The organism is Burkholderia sp. E168m22 (assembly GCF_001319805.1).
In the GTDB taxonomy this organism is placed as follows: domain Bacteria; phylum Pseudomonadota; class Gammaproteobacteria; order Burkholderiales; family Burkholderiaceae; genus Burkholderia; species Burkholderia orbicola.
This window is the reverse complement of the sequence record NZ_BBSK01000112.1, coordinates 88,226-105,780: the sequence shown is the minus strand read 5'-3', so window position 1 is coordinate 105,780 and position 17,555 is coordinate 88,226. Positions and strand designations below refer to the sequence as shown.

The window sequence follows — 17,555 nt, the reverse complement described above, 5'->3', positions numbered from 1 at the left end:
ATCGGCCGCGCATCGACGAACGTTGAGGATCATATCGTGATTGATGACGCGCCCCCCTGCCCACCCACATGACCGCGATCGAAATCGTGCGGCCCGGCGGCCCCGACGTGCTCGTGCCGGCGACCCGGGCCGTACCGGTGCCGGGCCCCGGCGACGTGCTGATCCGGATTCACGCGGCCGGCGTCAACGGCCCGGACGTATTCCAGCGCAAGGGGCTGTACGATCCGCCGCCCGGCGCGTCCGACATTCCCGGCCTCGAGATCGCCGGCGAGGTCGTCGCGGTCGGGCGGGACGTCACGCGGTTCGTCGTCGGCGATCGCGTCTGCGCGCTGATTCCCGGCGGCGGCTACGCGGAATACGCGGTGGCGAACGAGAGCAACACGCTCGCGATTCCCGACGGCCTCGGGATGGCCGAGGCAGCGGCGCTGCCGGAGACCTTCATGACGGTCTGGCTGAACCTGTTCCAGCGCGGTCGGTTTTCCCCCGGTGAAAGCGTGCTGATCCACGGCGGCGCGTCGGGCATCGGTACGACGGCGACGATGCTGGCGAAGGCGTTCGGCGCGGCGACGATCATCACCACCGTCGGGTCGGACGCGCAGCGCGACGCGAGCATGCGGCTCGGCGCGGATCTCGCGATCGACTATCGCAGCGAGGATTTCGTCGAGGCAGTCGCGCGCTTCACGGGCGGCAAGGGCGTCGACGTGATCGTCGACATCATCGCGGGCGACTACGTCGCGCGCAATTTCGCGGCGGCCGCGATGAACGGGCGCATCGTGCAGATCGGCGTGATCAATGGCCCCGCGAAGGAGCTCGATCTGTTTCCGATGCTGACGAAGCGGCTCACGCACATCGGCTCGACGCTGCGCTCGCGCACTTACGCGGAGAAGGCGCAGATCATTCGCGAGCTCGAGGAGGCCGTGTGGCCGCTGATCCGGCAAGGCACGGTCAGGCCGCAGGTCTATCGGCTGTTCGATTTGCGCGACGCGCGCGCGGCGCACGAGCTGATGGATTCGGGACGGCATATCGGCAAGATCGTGCTGGCGACGCCGGCCGCGGATCATGCGCTTCGGGCTGCCATCGACGCAAACGCCAAGCATTCCACATGATCCGCGGACGCTTCAGCCCCCCGGTCGGGGGGCTGAAGCTGCGGCGGGGATGGCCCGACAATCGGGGCACCGAATGCGTCGCCGCGCCCCGCCGGCGCGTCGCGTGGATGCAGCACCGCACTGGACGATGAGTCGAAATGGACATGCTCGAGAACATGCGGACGTTCGTTCGCGTCGTGCAGGCCGGCAGCTTCTCCGCCGTGGCGAAGCAGACCGATGTCGCGACCGCGCAGGTGTCGCGGGCCGTCGCGAGCCTGGAGGCGTATGCGCAGATTCGTCTGTTGAACCGGACCACCCGGAAAATCGCACTGACCGACAGCGGGCGCCGCTATTTCGAGCGCCTGCAATCGATTCTCGGCGATGTCGACCAGGCGAATGCCGAGGCCCGGAACGCGCTGGTCCGCCCGTACGGACGCTTGCGCGTGCATACGATGCCGGGGCTCGGGCAGAGCCATGTGACCGCGTTGGCCGTCGCCTATCGGGCGCGCTTTCCCGAAGTCGCCATCGAGATGACTTATTCGCAACGGATGCCCAATCTCGTCGAGGAAGGCTACGACGTATCGGTCGTCACGGCCGCGAGCCTGCCTGATTCCGCCTGCATCGCGCATTCATGCGGCACGTCGTTCAGCGTGCTGGTTGCGTCGCCGGCCTACCTGGCTCGCCACGGCGTGCCGTCCGCGCCCGCCGACCTGGCACGCCATACCTGCCTGCGCCTCGATACGCCGGCCGAAGCGAACGACGAATGGCTGCTGCACGGCCCCGGCGGCCAGACCGCGTCGCATGCGGTCACGGCCGCGCCGTTCCACGCGAATGCGCCGGAGGCGCTGTCGATCGCGCTGCGCGCGGGGCTGGGCATCGGCTCGCTGGCGATCTATTCGGCGATCGACGACCTGCGCAGCGGGCGGCTCGTGCGCGTGCTGCCGGACTACCGGTTGACGATGCTCGACGTTTACGCGATGTATGCGTCGCGCCGCTTCCTGGACGCGAAGGTTCGCACCTTCGTCGAGCATCTGCGCTTGGGGTTGTCGCCCGCGCTGAAAGCCGACGCCCGCGCGCTCGACGCGCTCGCGGCGCCGCGCGGCCGCGAGCGTGCCCGTGCCCGTGCGGTGGCCGGTGTCACGGCCTGACGGCCGGCCCATCCGTCGTACCCGTTGTACCCGTTCGTTCCTGTCGAGGAGAATCCGATGAAGTCCCGTTTTGCAATCGTCGTTGCAGGTTTCGTTGCGTTGTCGCCGCTGGCCGGTCACGCGCAGTCCGCCGCACCCACCGCGCCCGCCGAGCAGGCGGCATCGGCGGCCGCGTCGCCGCGGGCGGCGAAGAAGGCCGAACGCGCGGCCGACCGCGCATTCGCGAAGAAGGTTCGGCAGGCCATCGTGAGAGCGCCCGGCGTGGGCAATGCGCAGGTCACCGTGTTCGCGAAGGCGAAGACGGGCGACGTGACACTGGCCGGGCAGATCGCCGACGAGTCGCAGGACCGGGCCGCGGTGGACGCGGCCCGCCAGGTCCCGGGCGTGACGTCGGTGAAGAGCAAGCTCCAGTTACGCCTGGAGGGTGGCCAGTAACGGAAAGGGTTGACGGCATCGGGTGCATGTCTTTGCGGGTCTCGTCGTGTAAAGAATCCACGGCGAAGGCTCGGGAAGGCACGCACCCGTGCCGGCTGCGACGCGTCCCGCCGCGGGTGGCGGGGGCGTCAGATGCGACCGAGCAGCACCAGTATCACGACAATGACGACGATCAGCCCGACGGTCCCCGATGGCCAGTAGCCCCAGCTTCGGCTATGCGGCCATGCAGGAAATGCTCCGATGAGCAGCAGAATCAGAACGATGATGAGGATCGTACCGAGCATCGCATCCCTCCTGGATTTATTCGACACGGTGTCGGCTGTCGCAATTCGCGTGCCGCGAGGGGACGATCGTTCCGTAGGGCGCCGCTGCCGCATCGGACGGTGCGCGGCGGGCGACCGGGATTACGCGCCGGCGTCCGTGCCGGCGGTGTCCGGCCAGAGCAGGGCCTGAGCGACGACGACGTGATCGCCGTTGAAGGTGGCGGCGGGCGAACCGTACAGGCGATAGCCGAGCGCCAGCGCATCCGACACACGGTGGCAAAACGTGGCGTCGTCCTTGCCCGTCAGCAAACGATAGCGGGGCAGGTCGTTGGGCGGGGAATGCGACATGGGCGGGACTCCTGTGAAGGGGGCGGATCGGGCAGTATAAGTCGGACAAAGCCACGCCATCTGCGAAGGCAGGGGCATTTACATCATGAATGCCAGTTCATTCAACAAATAAATTTTAAAAATGGTCGCCCGCTCGCTATGCTGAATCCTTCACTCAGGCGGGCATGCAATGGCTGAACTCTTTCTGGTACGGCACGGGCAGGCGTCATTCGGCACCGACGACTACGACCGGCTTTCCGCGGCGGGCGACCAGCAGGGCGTCTGGCTCGGCGAATATTTCGTGCGGCAGGGCCTGGCGTTCGACCGCGTGATCTGCGGCACGATGAACCGCCATGCGCAGACGGTCGCCGCGATCCTGCGCGGGATGGGCCGCGAAGGCGTCGCGGTCGATCGCCATCCCGGCCTGAACGAATACGATTTCCACGGGCTGTTCGCGGCCGCCGCCAGCGACTACCCGGAGATCGCGCGGCTCGCGGCCGGCACGATGAAGGACCATTTCCGCGCGCTCCGGCAGGTGCTGCAGCTGTGGACCGAGGACAAGCTCGGCGATGCGGCTCCCGAAACCTGGGCCCATTTCCAGCAGCGCGTGGCCGACGCGCGCGCGGCGATCCGCGCAGGCGGCGGCCAGCGCGTACTGGCGGTGAGCTCCGGCGGCCCGATCGCGGTCACCGTGCAGCAGGTGCTCGCGGCCCCGCCGTCGAGCGCGATCGCGCTGAACCTGCAGATCCGCAACAGCAGTCTTTCGCAGTTTTTCTTCAACGCCGAGGCGTTCCACCTCGCGTCGTTCAACGGCATCCCGCATCTGGAGGACCCCGAACGACACGCGCTGCGCACCTACGGCTGACCCACGAACGATCGCGACGATGACGAACCCTTCCCAGCAACTCGACGTAGCCCGCCTCACGCGCTATCTGGAAACCCACGTGCCGGGCTTCGAAGGCCCGGTCGACACGGAGAAGTTTGCCGGCGGCCAGTCGAATCCGACTTTCCTGCTGAATGCGAAGAGCGGCCGCTACGTGCTGCGCCGCCAGCCGCCGGGCGAACTGCTGAAATCCGCGCACGCGGTCGACCGCGAATTCCGCGTGCTCACCGCGCTGTCGGGTACCGCGGTGCCGGTCGCGCATCCGTATCACCTGTGCGAAGACCGCGACGTGATCGGCAGCCTGTTCTATGTGATGAGCTTCGAGGACGGCCGGATCTTCTGGGACCCTGCGCTGCCGGAACTGCCGAAGGCCGAGCGCGCGACCTGCTACGACGCACTGCTGCGGACGATGGCCGCGCTGCACGACGTCGATGTCGACGCGGTGGGCCTTGCCGACTACGGCCGCCCGGGCAACTACTTCGAACGCCAGATCGGCGTGTGGACGAAGCAGTATCGCGCGGCCGAAACCGGGCGCCTCGATGCGATGGAGACGCTGATCGACTGGCTGCCGAAGGCGTGTCCCGAGGATACGGGCCGGCCCGCACTGGTGCACGGCGACTTCCGGATCGACAACCTGATGTTCGCGCGCGACGGCTATCGCGTGCAGGCCGTGCTCGACTGGGAACTGTCGACGCTCGGCAACCCGCTCGCCGATCTCGCGTACTTCTGCATGTGCCTGCGGCTGCCGTCCGGCGGCCAGGTGCGCGGGCTCGCGGGCCAGGATCGCGCGGCGCTCGGGATTCCCGACGAAGCGGCGATCGTCGCGCGCTACTGCGAACTGCGCGGCATCGCGCCGATCCGCGACTGGCATTTCTACCTCGCCTTCAGCTTCTTCCGGCTCGCGGCGATCGCGCAGGGCGTGAAGGCGCGCGCGTTGCAGGGCAACGCATCGAGCGAGCAGGCGCTGCGCGTCGGCGAAATGGCCGGCCGGCTGGCCGAACTGGCCGTCGGCGTGATCGACGCGCATCGCTGAGATCGCCGCGAAGGGTCACGATCGTCACGATCGCCGCGCGGCAATACGACAACACCATCAATGGAGGAGCACAGCAACATGGCAACGAACCTGTTCGACCTGACGGGCAAGATCGCGCTGGTGACGGGCGCGAGCCGCGGCATCGGCGAGGAAATCGCGAAACTGCTCGCGGAGCAGGGCGCGTACGTGATCGTGTCGAGCCGCAAGCTCGACGACTGCCAGGCCGTGGCCGACGCGATCGTCGCGGCGGGCGGCCGCGCCGAGGCGCTGGCGTGCCACGTCGGGCGCCTGGAGGACATCGCCGCGACGTTCGAACACATCCGCGGCAAGCACGGCCGCCTCGACATCCTCGTGAACAACGCCGCTGCGAACCCGTATTTCGGGCACATCCTCGATACCGATCTCGCCGCGTACGAGAAGACCGTCGACGTGAACATCCGCGGGTACTTCTTCATGTCGGTCGAAGCCGGCAAGCTGATGAAGACGCACGGCGGCGGCGCGATCGTCAACACGGCATCGGTGAATGCGCTGCAGCCGGGCGACTGGCAGGGCATCTATTCGATCACGAAGGCGGCCGTCGTCAACATGACGAAGGCGTTCGCGAAGGAATGCGGGCCGCTCGGCATCCGCGTGAACGCGCTGCTGCCGGGGCTCACGAAGACGAAGTTCGCGGGCGCGCTGTTCGCGGACAAGGACATCTACGAAACCTGGATGACGAAGATTCCGCTGCGCCGCCACGCGGAGCCGCGCGAAATGGCCGGCACCGTGCTGTATCTCGTGTCGGATGCGGCGAGCTACACGAACGGCGAATGCATCGTCGTCGACGGCGGCCTGACGATCTGAGCGCGCGATGAAACTGGACAGCTACGCCGGCCAGGCCGTGATGATCACCGGCGCCGCGAGCGGCTTCGGCGCGCTGCTCGCGAGCGAACTCGCCGCGATGGGCGCGCGGCTCGCGCTCGGCGACCTGAACGGCGATGCGCTCGAACGCGTGGCCGCGCCGCTGCGCGCGGCCGGCGCCGACGTGATCGCGCAGCGCTGCGACGTGCGCGTCGAAACGGAGGTCGCCGCGCTGGTGCAGGAAGCCGTCGCGCGATTCGGGCGGCTCGACGTCGGCATCAACAACGCGGGCATCGCGCCGCCGATGAAGGCGCTGATCGACACCGACGAAGCCGATCTCGACCTGAACTTCGCGGTGAACGCCAAGGGCGTGTTCTTCGGGATGAAGCACCAGATCCGCCAGATGCTCGCGCAGCGCGAAGGCGTGATCCTGAACGTCGCGTCGATGGCCGGGCTCGGCGGCGCGCCGAAGCTGGCCGCGTATGCGGCGTCGAAACATGCGGTGGTCGGGCTCACGAAGACGGCCGCCCTCGAATACGCGCGCCACGGCATCCGCGTGAATGCGGTGTGCCCGTTCTACAGCACGACGCCGATGGTCACCGACAGCGAGATCGGCGAGCGCCAGGATTTTCTGGCGCAGGGCTCGCCGATGAAGCGGCTCGGCCGGCCCGACGAAATCGTCGCGACGATGCTGATGCTGTGCGCGAAGGACAACACGTATCTGACCGGGCAGGCCGTCGCCGTCGACGGCGGCGTCTCGGCCTTCTGAACCGAACGAACGGAAACACGGAAATCTCGAGGAGTCGATCATGGACTTTGGCTACACCCCGAAAGTGGAAGCACTGCGCGAACGCGTGAGCGCATTCATGGATGCGCACATCGTGCCGCGCATCCGCCAGTGGAACGACGAAGTGCACGCGGGCCAGTATCCGGTGTCGTTCATGGAGGAACTGAAGGAACGCGCGAAGGCGGAAGGGCTGTGGAACCTGTTCCTGCCGCACCTGAAGGACGACGAGCCGGGGATGGGCCTGACGAACCTCGAATACGCGCCGCTCGCCGAGATCATGGGGCGCGTGAGCTGGGCGTCGGAAGTGTTCAACTGCAACGCGCCGGACACCGGCAACATGGAACTGCTGCACATGTTCGCGACGCCCGAGCAGCGCGAACAGTGGCTGCTGCCGCTCTTGCGCGGGGAAATCCGCTCGGCGTTCGCGATGACGGAGCCCGACGTCGCGTCGTCGGATGCGACCAACATCACGACACGCATCGAGCGCGTGGGCGACGAGTACGTGATCAACGGCCGCAAGTGGTTCATCACGAACGCCGCGCATCCGAACTGCAAGATCTTCATCGTGATGGGCAAGACCGATCCCGAGGCCGAGTCGCACCAGCAGCAGAGCATGATCCTCGTGCCGCGCGACACGCCGGGCGTGACGGTCGTGCGCAACATCACGGTGGTCAATCACCACGCGCCGGAAGGGCACTGCGAGATCACGTTCGACAACGTGCGCGTGCCGGCGCGCAACCTGCTCGGCGAGGAAGGCAGCGGCTTCGCGCTCGCGCAGGCGCGCCTCGGGCCGGGCCGTATTCACCACTGCATGCGCTCGATCGGCGCGGCCGAGCTGGCGCTGGAGCTGATGGTCGACCGCGCGCAGTCGCGCGTCGCGTTCGGCAAGCCGCTGAACCGGCACGGCACGGTCGGCGAATGGATCGCGCGCTCGCGTATCGAGATCGACCAGGCACGCCTGCTGGTGCTGAAGGCCGCGTGGATGATCGACAAGGTCGGCGCGAAGGCGGCGCGCAAGGAAATCTCGATGATCAAGGCGCTCGTGCCGACCGTCTATACGGACGTATGCGACCGCGCGATGCAGGTATTCGGCGCGGCGGGCTTGAGCCCCGATACGCCGCTGGCCGACCTGTGGACCTGGGGCCGCGCGCTGCGCTTCGCCGACGGTCCGGACGAGGTGCACCTGCAGGCCATCGCGCGGATGGAGATCAAGGGCGGCGAACCCGGCGCGACGACGCCGTACCTGACGCCGCCGCCGCGCGGCTGAGCGCCGCGCCGCACGGGAGCGCGACGTGGGTGAACGGGAGGCGCACGCCGTATTAAGATGCCGGCAAGGAGATCCGGCGATGCGCCTTTCGAAGATTGATCTGAACCTGTTCGTCGTATTCGAGGCGATCTACAACAAGCGCAACCTGACGCGCGCGGCCGAGGTGCTGAACCTCACGCAGCCGGCCGTCAGCAACGCGCTCGCGCGGCTGCGCAAGACGCTGAACGATCCGCTGTTCGTCAGCACGCCAGCCGGGATGATGCCGACGCCGATGGCCGAGAACATCGTCGGCCGCGTGCGCGAGGCGCTGCAATTGCTGGATTCGAGCGCGCACGAAGGCGACGTGTTCGATCCGGCTTCGTCGGAGCGCGTGTTCCGGCTCAGCATGAGCGACCTGACCGAGGCGTTGTTGCTGCCCGCGCTCGGCGAATTGCTGCAGACGCATGCGCCCGGCATGCACGTGCGCAGCTACACGATGGACCGCCGCGAAGTCGCGACCGCGCTCGCGAACGGCTCGGTCGACATCGCGATCGACGCGCCGCTGATCGGCGATCCGCATCTGCACCAGGCGCTGCTCGTGCAGGACCGCTACGCGTGCATGATCCGCGACGATCACCCGTTCAAGGGCGATACGCTGACCATGGACGACTACCTGTCGATGGGCCACATCCACGTATCGAGCCGCCGCAAGGGCAGCGGGCACGTCGACGCGGAACTGACGCGGCTCGGGCTGCGCCGCAACATCCAGATGCGCGTGCAGCACTACATGGTCGCGCCGCTGATCGCGATGCGCAGCGACCTCGCGCTGACGGCGCCGCTGCGGCTGCTGCAGCGCTATCCGGCGCGGATTCTCGAACTGCCGTTCGAGATGCCGGGGCTCGACTACTTCTGCTACTGGCATCGCAGTGCCGATCAGGATCAGGGCAGCCAGTGGCTGCGCGAGCAGTTGATGGCGTTGATGGGCGGGATGGGGGAGGTGCGGTGATGGGCGGGGCGTGCGCGTCGCGCGTTACCCCCGGCGCTTGCCGACTCAATACGAATCGTCGTCGAAGCGGGACGATGCCGGCCGGCGCTTCATGTCCTTCAGCCAGTTCCTGACCTGATCCGGGTCCTCGAACTCGCGCAGCGCGACGCTCAGGTCCTGGTTGCTCCGCTGCGTGCCGGCAATGTCGCGTGCCAGCATGCGCAGCACGGTATCGGGCGCAACCTTGGTGGACGACGCGATCCCGTACGTGCGCCGGAAATCATTCTCGACGTGCACGATCTCCTGATCGAGTTCGCGCAGCTGTTCCTCGAGGATGCCGTTGTAGCGCGTGAGCCGCGCTTCGCTGAGGCCGTCGATCGCACGCCGGTCGATCTGTTCGATCTCCAGCTGCAGTTCGAGCAGTTGCAGCAGGTTGCCCTTCTCGTAGGCGCGGTTGACCCGCTGCATCAGCACGGTCTTGCGTTGCTGCTCCTGCGGATCGGGTTCGCGATCGGGATGCAGCGCGCTGGCCAGCTTGCGATAGATCTCGCGGATCGACTTGTTCGATTCGGCCTGCTCGGCTTCGATGCGCGCCTGTGCCGCCGATTGCTTCGGTGCCTTCTTGCGCTTCGCGCGCTGCGCCTCGCGGGCCGCGTGGGCGGCCATGTCGCGCTCGAACTGGGCGTCGAGTTCGGCCTGCAGGCGTTCGGCGAGTTCCTCGGGCGACAGCGTGTCGAGACCTTCTGGCGGTTGCGGTTCGGGCTCCTGTTCCCGTCCCGGTTTGGCGGGCTCGGGAGCGGCCGCTTCGTGGCCGGTGTGCGCGGGGCCGGCATGCCGGTTGTAGATGATCTTCAACGTCGCGTCGTCGCTGACGTCGAGCAAATCACCCGCCATATCCACGATCAGGTCGGACAGCGTGCGCTGCTCGGCCTTGCTCAGACCCTTCTGCAGGAACGCGTCGTCGAGCAGATGGATCAGCCGGATGCGCAGCGCCGTCGCTTCCTGTTCGAGCGGCAACAACCCATCGACGAACTTCTTCTGGAACGCCGGCATCACGGCTTCCCACGCGCCGAGCCGCTCGCGCCGCTTTTCGATCTGCTTGACGAGCGTATTGAACGTTTGCTGGGCTTTCGACAGGCTGGCTGTCTCGTGGCCGGGTGCGATGGCGACCGCGGCACCGCGACGTGCGGTCATGATGAGTGTCCTCCGGCCGCGGCGGGACGCGCGGCAGGCCGGTATTTTAGCCGCATGCCCCACGGGACGGCGCGGAGTTGGGGGCGTCCTCTCGGCGACCGGCGGCGCGTCAGTGCGTCACGGCCGCCGCTGCCGGCGCGCCGGCATCCGAACCCGGTGCGCCGTTCGGGCCGTAGGCCGCTTCGGCGCGCTTGTGTTCGGCAAGGCGCTTCGCGGCCAGGCGTTCCTGCGCGGCGACGATGTCGTCCGGATAGCTGTCGCCGTCGCCGATCGTCGGGTTGTAGCCGACCGATTCGAGGTCGAGCAACTCCTGGCGCACTTGCGCGCGGGTGAGCGTCGAGTGCGACGGCGATTGTGCGTACGACATGGTCGGTGCGGCGAGCAGCGCGATGGCTGTAGTGGCGACGGCGGCGATGGTAACGATGAGCGATTTCACGATTTCCTCAGACAGTTTCGTTTGCGGTTCGGCGCATTGGGGCAGGTCGAACCGACGGAGCAAGTTTAGGAACCCGGAACGGCCGGATAAACGGCGATTCCTGGCGAGCTGTGTTCCAGAATGCGTGGGAGTGCGCAACGCGCATGCCGTGGCGATCACGCATCGGTGATTGCTGCGGCGGTGCTTGCCGCATTGACCGTTCCCGACGCGCGCGGCGTGGCGGCCGCGATCGCATCGATGGTGCCGCTTGGGCCTGCGTAGCTCAGCGGTAGGTGCGTGCATCGGTCGTGCGGCCAATGATCCGGTACGTGGCCAGTGCGACCGGCCGGCCCAGCGTCCAGGCTGGACTCCTGATCGAGGCAATCGGTTTTACTTGTCGTGCGGCAGGTGGGTGCGCGCGAATGCCGGTCGATGCGGCTGCGGATCGATTGGTAGACCCATGGTCGACGCACGACGAACTGCCCGAAAGAATGGGTTGCGTGCGCAGTCGGCGCGGGCTGGAGGGTGACCCTTCAATCGCCGAACAACTGCCCCTGCCCGGAGATCACGCGTTCGAAATCGTCGCGCAGGAACGGCAGGATCGCATCGGCGACGGGCTGAAGCTGGCGGCTCAGATAGAACGCATAGTCGATCGGCGAACGCATCGTTTCGAGCGGCTCGGGGCCGGCCGTCGTCATCACGTAGCTGATCCAGCCGCCGCGCTGATACTGCAGCGGCCGGCCCTGCGCGTGATTGAACTCGTCGGCGATGCGTGCCGCGCGCACGTGCGGCGGCACGTTGCGCTCGTATTCGCGCAGCGGCCGGCGCACGCGCTTGCGGTAGACGAGCTGGTCGTCGAATTCGCCGGCCAGCGTGCGCCGCACATAGTCGCGAACGAAATCCTGGTACGGTTCGCGCCTGAACACGCGCCGGTACAACTCGCGCTGGAATTGCTGCGCGAGCGGCGTCCAGTCGGTGCGCACCGTTTCGAGCCCCTTGAACACGAGATCCTCGCCGCCGTCGGCCGTTGCCGCGAGCCCCGCATAGCGCTTCTTGCTGCCTTCTTCCGCGCCGCGCACGGTCGGCATCAGGAAGCGGCGGTAATGCCGCTCGTATTGCAGCTCCAGCGCGCTGTCGAGCCCGAACTGTTCGCGTAGGTGGACGTGCCACCAGCGATTCACGTGCTCGACGAGCGCGCGGCCCTTGGCGCCGGCTTCGTCGTCGTCATGTGCGCGGCCGAGCCATACGAACGTCGAATCGGTATCGCCGTAAATCACTTCGTAACCCTGAGCTTCGATCAGTGTGCGCGTGCGGTGCATGATCTCGTGGCCGCGCATCGTGATCGACGACGCGAGGCGCGGGTCGAAGAAGCGGCAGCCCGTCGAGCCGAGCACGCCGTAAAACGAATTCATGATGATCTTCAGCGCCTGCGACAGCGGCGCGTTGTGCTGCCGCTTCGCGTCGTCGCGGCCCTCCCATACGCGGCGCACGATGTCGGGCAGGCAGTGCGCGGTGCGCGAGAAGCGCGCACCGAGAAAACCGGGCACCGAAGCATCGTCGCCAGGATTCGCGAGCCCCTCGATCAGGCCGACCGGGTCGATCAGGAACGTGCGGATGATTGACGGATAGAGGCTCTTGTAGTCGAACACGAGCACCGAGTCGTACAGCCCGGGCCGCGAATCCATCACGAAGCCGCCGGGGCTGTTCTGACCCGTCACGTCGCCGAGGTTCGGGGCGACATAGCCGAGCCGGTGCATGCGCGGCAGGTACAGGTGCGTGAACGCCGCGACCGAGCCGCCGGTGCGATCGGCCGCGAGGCCCGTGACGCTCGCGCGTTCCAGCGCGAAGGACAGCAGGTCGGCCTTGTCGAAGATGCGCGTGACGAGTTCGCAGTCCTTCAGGTTGTAGCGCGCGAGCGCGGGCTTGTCGTGCTCGAAGCGGCGCTGGATCTCGTCCATCCGCTGGTACGGGTTGTCGATCGACTTGCCTTCGCCGAGCAGCGACTGCGACACGTATTCGAGGCTGAACGACGGGAAGGTCCACGTCGCGGATTTCAGCATGTCGATGCCGTCGAGGATCAGCCGGCCGGCCGCGCCCGCGAAGAAGTGGTCGGGCTGCTGGCCGTGCGCGCGCCAGTCGAGCGCGCTGCCGCCGCGCCCGAGCTTCAGCGGGATGCCGTATTGCTCCGCGTGCGCATGCAGGATGCGCAGGTCGAACTGCACGAGATTCCAGCCGATCACCGCATCGGGATCGTGCCGGTCGAACCAGTCGTTGAGCCGCGCGAGCATCGCGGGGCGGCTGTCGCAGTAGTCGAGGTCGAAGTCGAGGGTGCCTGCGCTGCCGCTCGCGCCGCCGTTCGGTGGCCCGAGCATGTAGACCTGGCGCTGTCCGCAGCCTTCGAGCGCGATCGAGTACAACTCGCCGTGGACGCTGGTTTCGATGTCGAGCGACACGCAGCGTAGCGCAGGGCGGTAACCGGTTGCGGGCTTCAGCTCGCCGCCGGTGAGCGTGCCGTCGCGGCCGGGCTGGCCGCGAAACGCCACGCATGCGGTGATGAAGCGCTCCATTGCGTAGCGGTCGGGCGGCTGCACGTCGGCTTCGTAGACGTCGACGCCGGCGGCGGCGAGCCGCTTCTGGAGCCCGGACAGATGCCGGTAGCGCTTGCAATAGAGGCCGACGACCGGGCGTTGCCGGAAGTCGCGCAGCGCGAGCGGCCGCAATTCGGCTTCGCGCTCGCCGGCCAGTGCGCGTTCGGCGAGTGCCTGCTGTTCGGCCGGGATGAACGCGACGGCTTCCTGCGGGCGCAACCGCACGCGGCGCGGACCGTGTTCGGTTGCCAGCCAGAACTCGATCTCGATGCCGGATGCGGTGTCCCGCCAGTGGCGGGTAAGGATGAAGCCCTGCTCGAACGCCGTCAAAACGCTTGCTCGTCGTGGATGCCCAGGCGGCGGATTTTAGCGCCTGGAAGCGGTTCGCGCCGATAGCGGCGCCATGGCATCAGGTGGCAGGAAGCCGGTGCGTGATGCGCCATCCCGTGCGGGCCGCATCGATCGGCCGCAGCGACCAGCGACGCGCGACGATCGCGTGGCGCTTCTGCGTGACGTATTCGTCTACGGCAAGTTCGAGGGTATCGTCACCGACGCGGGATAGTGTCGCGGTGGCGCCGGAGCCGTCCGCGAATTCGATGACGGCGGGGTGTGGTTTGGCGGTGCGCGGCGCATCGTGGTCGAGCGTCACGATGCTGCCCGGATAGAGGTGCGAATGGCGGGTACGCAGCAGGACGGCGGTGGGCATGGAAGGCGCTCCGGAAAACGCCGGCTTGGGCAACGTGTGAGCCGGATTCCGGAGCCTACCTGAAGGTGAGCGTTCGCGGGGGCATGGCGAGCGGCCGCCAGGATGGTCGGTGCCTGAGGCCGGACCCGAACCGGCATCCCCTCAAACATGCCCCTCGTGCTCGATCGCCCCACCATGCGCCGCCCGCGTCACGACCCGCACCGGCACCCCTGACGCCCTGGCCGCCCGCTTCGCCCACATCGCCGTCAGAATCGGCACGAGAATCGCCGTCACGAGGCACGCGGTCGCGACGATCGCCGTCGCCGCCGGCACCATCGGTTTGAACTTCGGAATCATCTCGCCGATGATCGCCGGGTTCGCGACCGCGGCGCCGGCCGTCGACGACGCGGCCAGCCCCGCCGTCCCGTTGCCGCCGCCCAGCAACTTGTCCGCGAGAATCAGCGGCACGCCCGTCACGACGATCACCGCGAGCCCGAGCGCGATGCCCGGTAGCCCGCTCTTCGCGATCACGTTCAGATCGATGCCGTTGCCGAGCGCGAAGCCGAAGAACGGAATCAGCGGATGCACGCAGCGGCCGAACAATTCGCGCAACTCCACGTCGAGATTGCCGAGCACGAAACCGATCAGAAACGGCAGCACCGCGCCGACGAAGAGCCGCGTCTCGAACACCGCGACGCCGGCCGCACCAAGAATCAGCATGCTGACGAGCGGCCCCGATTCGATCGACATCAGCACGAACGCGCCGGCCTCTTCGTTGGTGCCGTATTGCTGCATCACGGCCGCATAGAGGCCGCCGTTGGTCATGTCCATCGACGTCGTGATCGCGAGCAGCGACAGGCCTGCGAACAGGCCCGTGCGGATGCCGTCGTCGGGGATGAACCGCGCGGCGATCACCGTCGCGAGCCACGCGACCACGATCTTCGTCGCGAGCAGCGTGCCCGACTTGCGCAGCACGACACCCGTCGCGCGCAGGTCGATCGTCGCGCCCATGCAGAAGAACCAGACGGCGAGGATCGGCACGGTGCCCGCGATCAGACCGTTGGTGAACGAGCCGAAGTACTTGCCGGCGTTCGGTGCGAACGTGTGCACGCACGCGCCCAGCAGCATCGGCACCAGCATGAGTCCGCCCGGAATGCGGTCGATGGCCTGTTTCAGCTTCACGTCTCCTCCGTGGACGTCGATGCGTCCCGTTGTCGAATGATGTCTGCTGACTGACTATAGGACATGATTCGGAACGGTGGTCCGTTTTCGTGAATTTCGATGGTCGTCGTATCATCTGGACGCGGCCGGCGCCGAGGTGACGACTGTGACGACCGTCGCGCAGGATCGAGCGTATGCGGGCCGCGAACCGGCAAACCGGAAAAAAACACTACGGCGTAGAGGGCGAATGATGAAAATGATGATGCACATGGGCATCGCGTTGCTGGTGCTCGGCGCGAGCCTGGGCGCGAACGGCGCGCAAGCGAAGAGCACGGTCGATTGCGGGAAGCTCGATGCGGCCACGAACGGCCCCGACGACAACTTCCGGCCGCCGGCGTCCGGCACGGTCATCGGTATGGGCCGCGCGTATTTCTACTCGGCGCCCGACGCGCAATGCATCACGAAGCGCACCTTCATCGTCCCCGGCGATTCGGTGACCGTCTACAAGTCGCACGGGCGCTGGTACGACATCATGTACGTGAACGGCAAGACCGGCGACGACTTCGAAGGATGGGTCGAGCAGGGCCGCGTGCGCCTCGGCGGCCAATACGGCGCGCAGTAGTCGCCGTCGGCGGCGCCGTTACACCGTTGCCCCGGCGAAATCGCGCTGCAGGTTCTCCGCGCGCAACGGCCGCTGGTACAGGTAGCCCTGCGCGTACTGGATCCCGACCGCATGCAGCGCGCGATGTTGCGCTTCGGTTTCCACGCCTTCCGCGATGATCTTCAGGCCGTAGTGATGCGCGACGGCTGCGATTCCCTCGATCAGCCTCGAGCTGCCGCTGTCCAGTTGCGACACGAACTGTCGATCGATCTTCACGTAGTCGAACGGAAAGCGCGACAGCATGTCGAGATTGCTGTGATGCGTGCCGAAATCGTCGATCGCGAATTTCGCGCCTTTCGATCGCAATGCATGGAAGATCTCGGTGGTGCGCGCGTTTTTCTCGAGCAGGATGCGCTCGGTGACTTCGAGCACCAGCGTGAAGCCGGGCGGCAGCGCGCGGATCGCTGCCTCGACGTCGGTCACGAACCGCCCGCGCTCGAGATCCTGCGGCGCAATGTTCACGGCAATGCGCAGCGGCGCGGACGGCGTCAGCGCGGTCAGCTCGGCGACCGCCGTGCGCAGCACGAACTCGGTGACCTTCGGCAGCACCGTGCTCGATTCCACCTGCGGGATGAACACGGCCGGGCTGATGGCCCCCCACTTCGGATGGTGCCAGCGCAGCAGCGCCTCGACGCCGACCGTCCTGCGCGTCTGCACGTCGACGATCGGCTGATACACCACATGGAACTCGTCGCGCCTGAGCGCGTGGCGCACGGCTTTCAGCAACAGCCGCCGTGGTGCCATCGCGAGCAGGTAGGCGGCCATCACGAGGCTGTCGGCGAGCAGCACGATCGTCGCGCAGATCAGCCGGTAATGGCGCTGGACCTGTGACGCGTAGCGCGCCGATGCGATGACCGACACCGTGAACGGCCAGCGCTGCGAAGCGATCGTGCTGCCGCCTGCGGGGGCCGCTTCCGTTTCCGGCGAGAACTTCCCGTGCTGATCGAGACGACCTGCACCCGCGATCGACAGCGTGGCCGTTTCCGCCCCGTTGCCGGTGCCGTGGGCGAGTGCGTCGGCCACGTAGTCGCTCTCGATCACATACAGGACGCCCGCGCCGCGCGCGGTGGATCGGAATACGGACAGCACCGGAATGCCATGCTGGAACGGCGTCTGGCGGAGCAGCGTGACGGCCATCGAGCCCGGTTCCGGCTCGCGCGCATACGCGGTGAGCGGCAGGTCGATCGAACCGAGCGCCGACGAGCACATGAGGCGGCCGTCGCTCACCAGCCCGACCGCACGCAGATAGCGCAGGCGAGTGCCCACTTCGGCGAGTGTCCGGAACACCGTCGCGCATGGCCGCCCGACGAGCGCGCTCAGCTCGTCCGCGTGTCGGAGGCGCACGCCGTCCAGGATGCGGTCCACCGAAGCCACGATGTCGTTTGCCACGGCGCGCTCGTTCGCTGTGACGGCATCGCGTGCGTAGCGGTCGGCCAGTACGATCGCGAACGCGGGCACGAGCACGCAAATGATCACGGCGGCGAGAAACATGACGCGCGGCCACGCGCCGCTGCGGTGGAAGAGGAGTGTCGAGCCGGGCGTGAGCGCCCGCAGCCCCGCGATTGCCTTTGGTGTTATACGCATGAGGTGGCAAGTCGAACCGGTCGATACACCAGCGGCACGCACGCCGCATGCCCGAGTCGGGCCAGGCGGCTCGCGCGCCGGTTTCGGATGCCTATCGATGCGGCCGTCGCTTGTCGCGATCGTCCATCGATCGGGCGGTATCCCTCAATAACATGCGTACATTAAGCATGTATATAGGCGCAGCGTATCGAAAAAAGCCCCGGCCGCACAGTGTGTGCAGCCGGGACGAAAGACA

Annotated in this window: 18 protein-coding genes; 10 read left to right on the top strand and 8 right to left on the bottom strand. The window is 67.3% G+C overall.

Going from position 1 to position 17,555, the window contains the following annotated elements; genetic code table 11:
- The first annotated feature begins 68 nt into the window (after positions 1–68).
- The 3 genes from AP428_RS26425 to AP428_RS26415 all read left to right on the top strand — a co-directional run bounded on the left by AP428_RS26425 (position 69) and on the right by AP428_RS26415 (position 2,668).
- The gene (locus AP428_RS26425) at positions 69–1,106 is read left to right on the top strand and encodes an NAD(P)H-quinone oxidoreductase (protein WP_011548631.1); all 1,038 of its coding nucleotides are present in this window, start codon (positions 69–71) and stop codon (positions 1,104–1,106) included.
- Positions 1,107–1,243: 137 nt separating this feature from the next.
- A complete protein-coding gene (locus AP428_RS26420) occupies positions 1,244–2,233 on the top strand; it encodes a LysR family transcriptional regulator (RefSeq protein ID WP_011548630.1) in 990 nt (329 codons plus the stop codon).
- Between the two features lie 57 nt (positions 2,234–2,290).
- On the top strand, positions 2,291–2,668 hold the full coding sequence (locus tag AP428_RS26415; RefSeq protein WP_006480033.1) for a BON domain-containing protein: 378 nt from the start codon (positions 2,291–2,293) through the stop codon (positions 2,666–2,668).
- Positions 2,669–2,796: 128 nt separating this feature from the next.
- On the opposite strand, the gene AP428_RS35985 is transcribed toward AP428_RS26415, so the two are convergent.
- Positions 2,797–2,952, bottom strand: coding sequence for a DUF3309 family protein (locus AP428_RS35985; protein WP_006483086.1), 156 nt, complete (start codon positions 2,950–2,952; stop codon positions 2,797–2,799).
- 120 nt (positions 2,953–3,072) lie between these two features.
- On the bottom strand, positions 3,073–3,279 hold the full coding sequence (locus tag AP428_RS26410; protein WP_006480032.1) for a DUF1737 domain-containing protein: 207 nt from the start codon (positions 3,277–3,279) through the stop codon (positions 3,073–3,075).
- Positions 3,280–3,448: 169 nt separating this feature from the next.
- On the opposite strand from AP428_RS26410, the gene AP428_RS26405 reads away from it, so the two are divergent.
- The 6 genes from AP428_RS26405 to AP428_RS26380 all read left to right on the top strand — a co-directional run bounded on the left by AP428_RS26405 (position 3,449) and on the right by AP428_RS26380 (position 9,053).
- Positions 3,449–4,123 carry a histidine phosphatase family protein gene (locus AP428_RS26405; RefSeq protein ID WP_011548629.1) on the top strand — a complete coding sequence of 225 codons (675 nt, stop codon included), beginning with the start codon at positions 3,449–3,451 and terminating at the stop codon, positions 4,121–4,123.
- Positions 4,124–4,142: 19 nt separating this feature from the next.
- Positions 4,143–5,174 (top strand): phosphotransferase, encoded by a 1,032-nt coding sequence (locus tag AP428_RS26400; protein ID WP_006480030.1) that lies wholly within the window; start codon positions 4,143–4,145, stop codon positions 5,172–5,174.
- Positions 5,175–5,252: 78 nt separating this feature from the next.
- Positions 5,253–6,017, top strand: coding sequence for an SDR family oxidoreductase (locus AP428_RS26395; protein ID WP_011548628.1), 765 nt, complete (start codon positions 5,253–5,255; stop codon positions 6,015–6,017).
- Between the two features lie 7 nt (positions 6,018–6,024).
- Positions 6,025–6,783 (top strand): SDR family NAD(P)-dependent oxidoreductase, encoded by a 759-nt coding sequence (locus AP428_RS26390; protein ID WP_011548627.1) that lies wholly within the window; start codon positions 6,025–6,027, stop codon positions 6,781–6,783.
- A 40-nt stretch (positions 6,784–6,823) separates the two neighbouring features.
- Entirely contained in the window at positions 6,824–8,068 is a 1,245-nt protein-coding gene (locus tag AP428_RS26385; RefSeq protein ID WP_011548626.1) for an acyl-CoA dehydrogenase family protein, read from the top strand.
- Positions 8,069–8,147: 79 nt separating this feature from the next.
- On the top strand, positions 8,148–9,053 hold the full coding sequence (locus AP428_RS26380; RefSeq protein WP_011548625.1) for a LysR family transcriptional regulator: 906 nt from the start codon (positions 8,148–8,150) through the stop codon (positions 9,051–9,053).
- 45 nt (positions 9,054–9,098) lie between these two features.
- On the opposite strand, the gene AP428_RS26375 is transcribed toward AP428_RS26380, so the two are convergent.
- From AP428_RS26375 to kdgT, 5 genes are all read right to left on the bottom strand, one after another.
- The gene (locus AP428_RS26375; RefSeq protein WP_011548624.1) at positions 9,099–10,226 is read right to left on the bottom strand and encodes a J domain-containing protein; all 1,128 of its coding nucleotides are present in this window, start codon (positions 10,224–10,226) and stop codon (positions 9,099–9,101) included.
- 109 nt (positions 10,227–10,335) lie between these two features.
- A complete protein-coding gene (locus tag AP428_RS26370) occupies positions 10,336–10,662 on the bottom strand; it encodes a DUF4148 domain-containing protein (RefSeq protein WP_041489673.1) in 327 nt (108 codons plus the stop codon).
- 512 nt (positions 10,663–11,174) lie between these two features.
- Positions 11,175–13,559, bottom strand: coding sequence for a DNA polymerase II (locus AP428_RS26365; protein ID WP_011548622.1), 2,385 nt, complete (start codon positions 13,557–13,559; stop codon positions 11,175–11,177).
- A 79-nt stretch (positions 13,560–13,638) separates the two neighbouring features.
- Entirely contained in the window at positions 13,639–13,935 is a 297-nt protein-coding gene (locus AP428_RS26360) for a hypothetical protein (RefSeq protein ID WP_011548621.1), read from the bottom strand.
- A 141-nt stretch (positions 13,936–14,076) separates the two neighbouring features.
- On the bottom strand, positions 14,077–15,096 hold the full coding sequence (kdgT, locus tag AP428_RS26355; protein WP_011548620.1) for a 2-keto-3-deoxygluconate transporter: 1,020 nt from the start codon (positions 15,094–15,096) through the stop codon (positions 14,077–14,079).
- A gap of 229 nt (positions 15,097–15,325) precedes the next feature.
- On the opposite strand from kdgT, the gene AP428_RS26350 reads away from it, so the two are divergent.
- A complete protein-coding gene (locus tag AP428_RS26350; RefSeq protein WP_011548619.1) occupies positions 15,326–15,697 on the top strand; it encodes an SH3 domain-containing protein in 372 nt (123 codons plus the stop codon).
- A gap of 18 nt (positions 15,698–15,715) precedes the next feature.
- Here the strand turns inward: AP428_RS26350 and AP428_RS26345 are convergent, their stop codons facing one another.
- Positions 15,716–17,320, bottom strand: coding sequence for an EAL domain-containing protein (locus tag AP428_RS26345; protein ID WP_011548618.1), 1,605 nt, complete (start codon positions 17,318–17,320; stop codon positions 15,716–15,718).
- Positions 17,321–17,555: the final 235 nt, after the last annotated feature.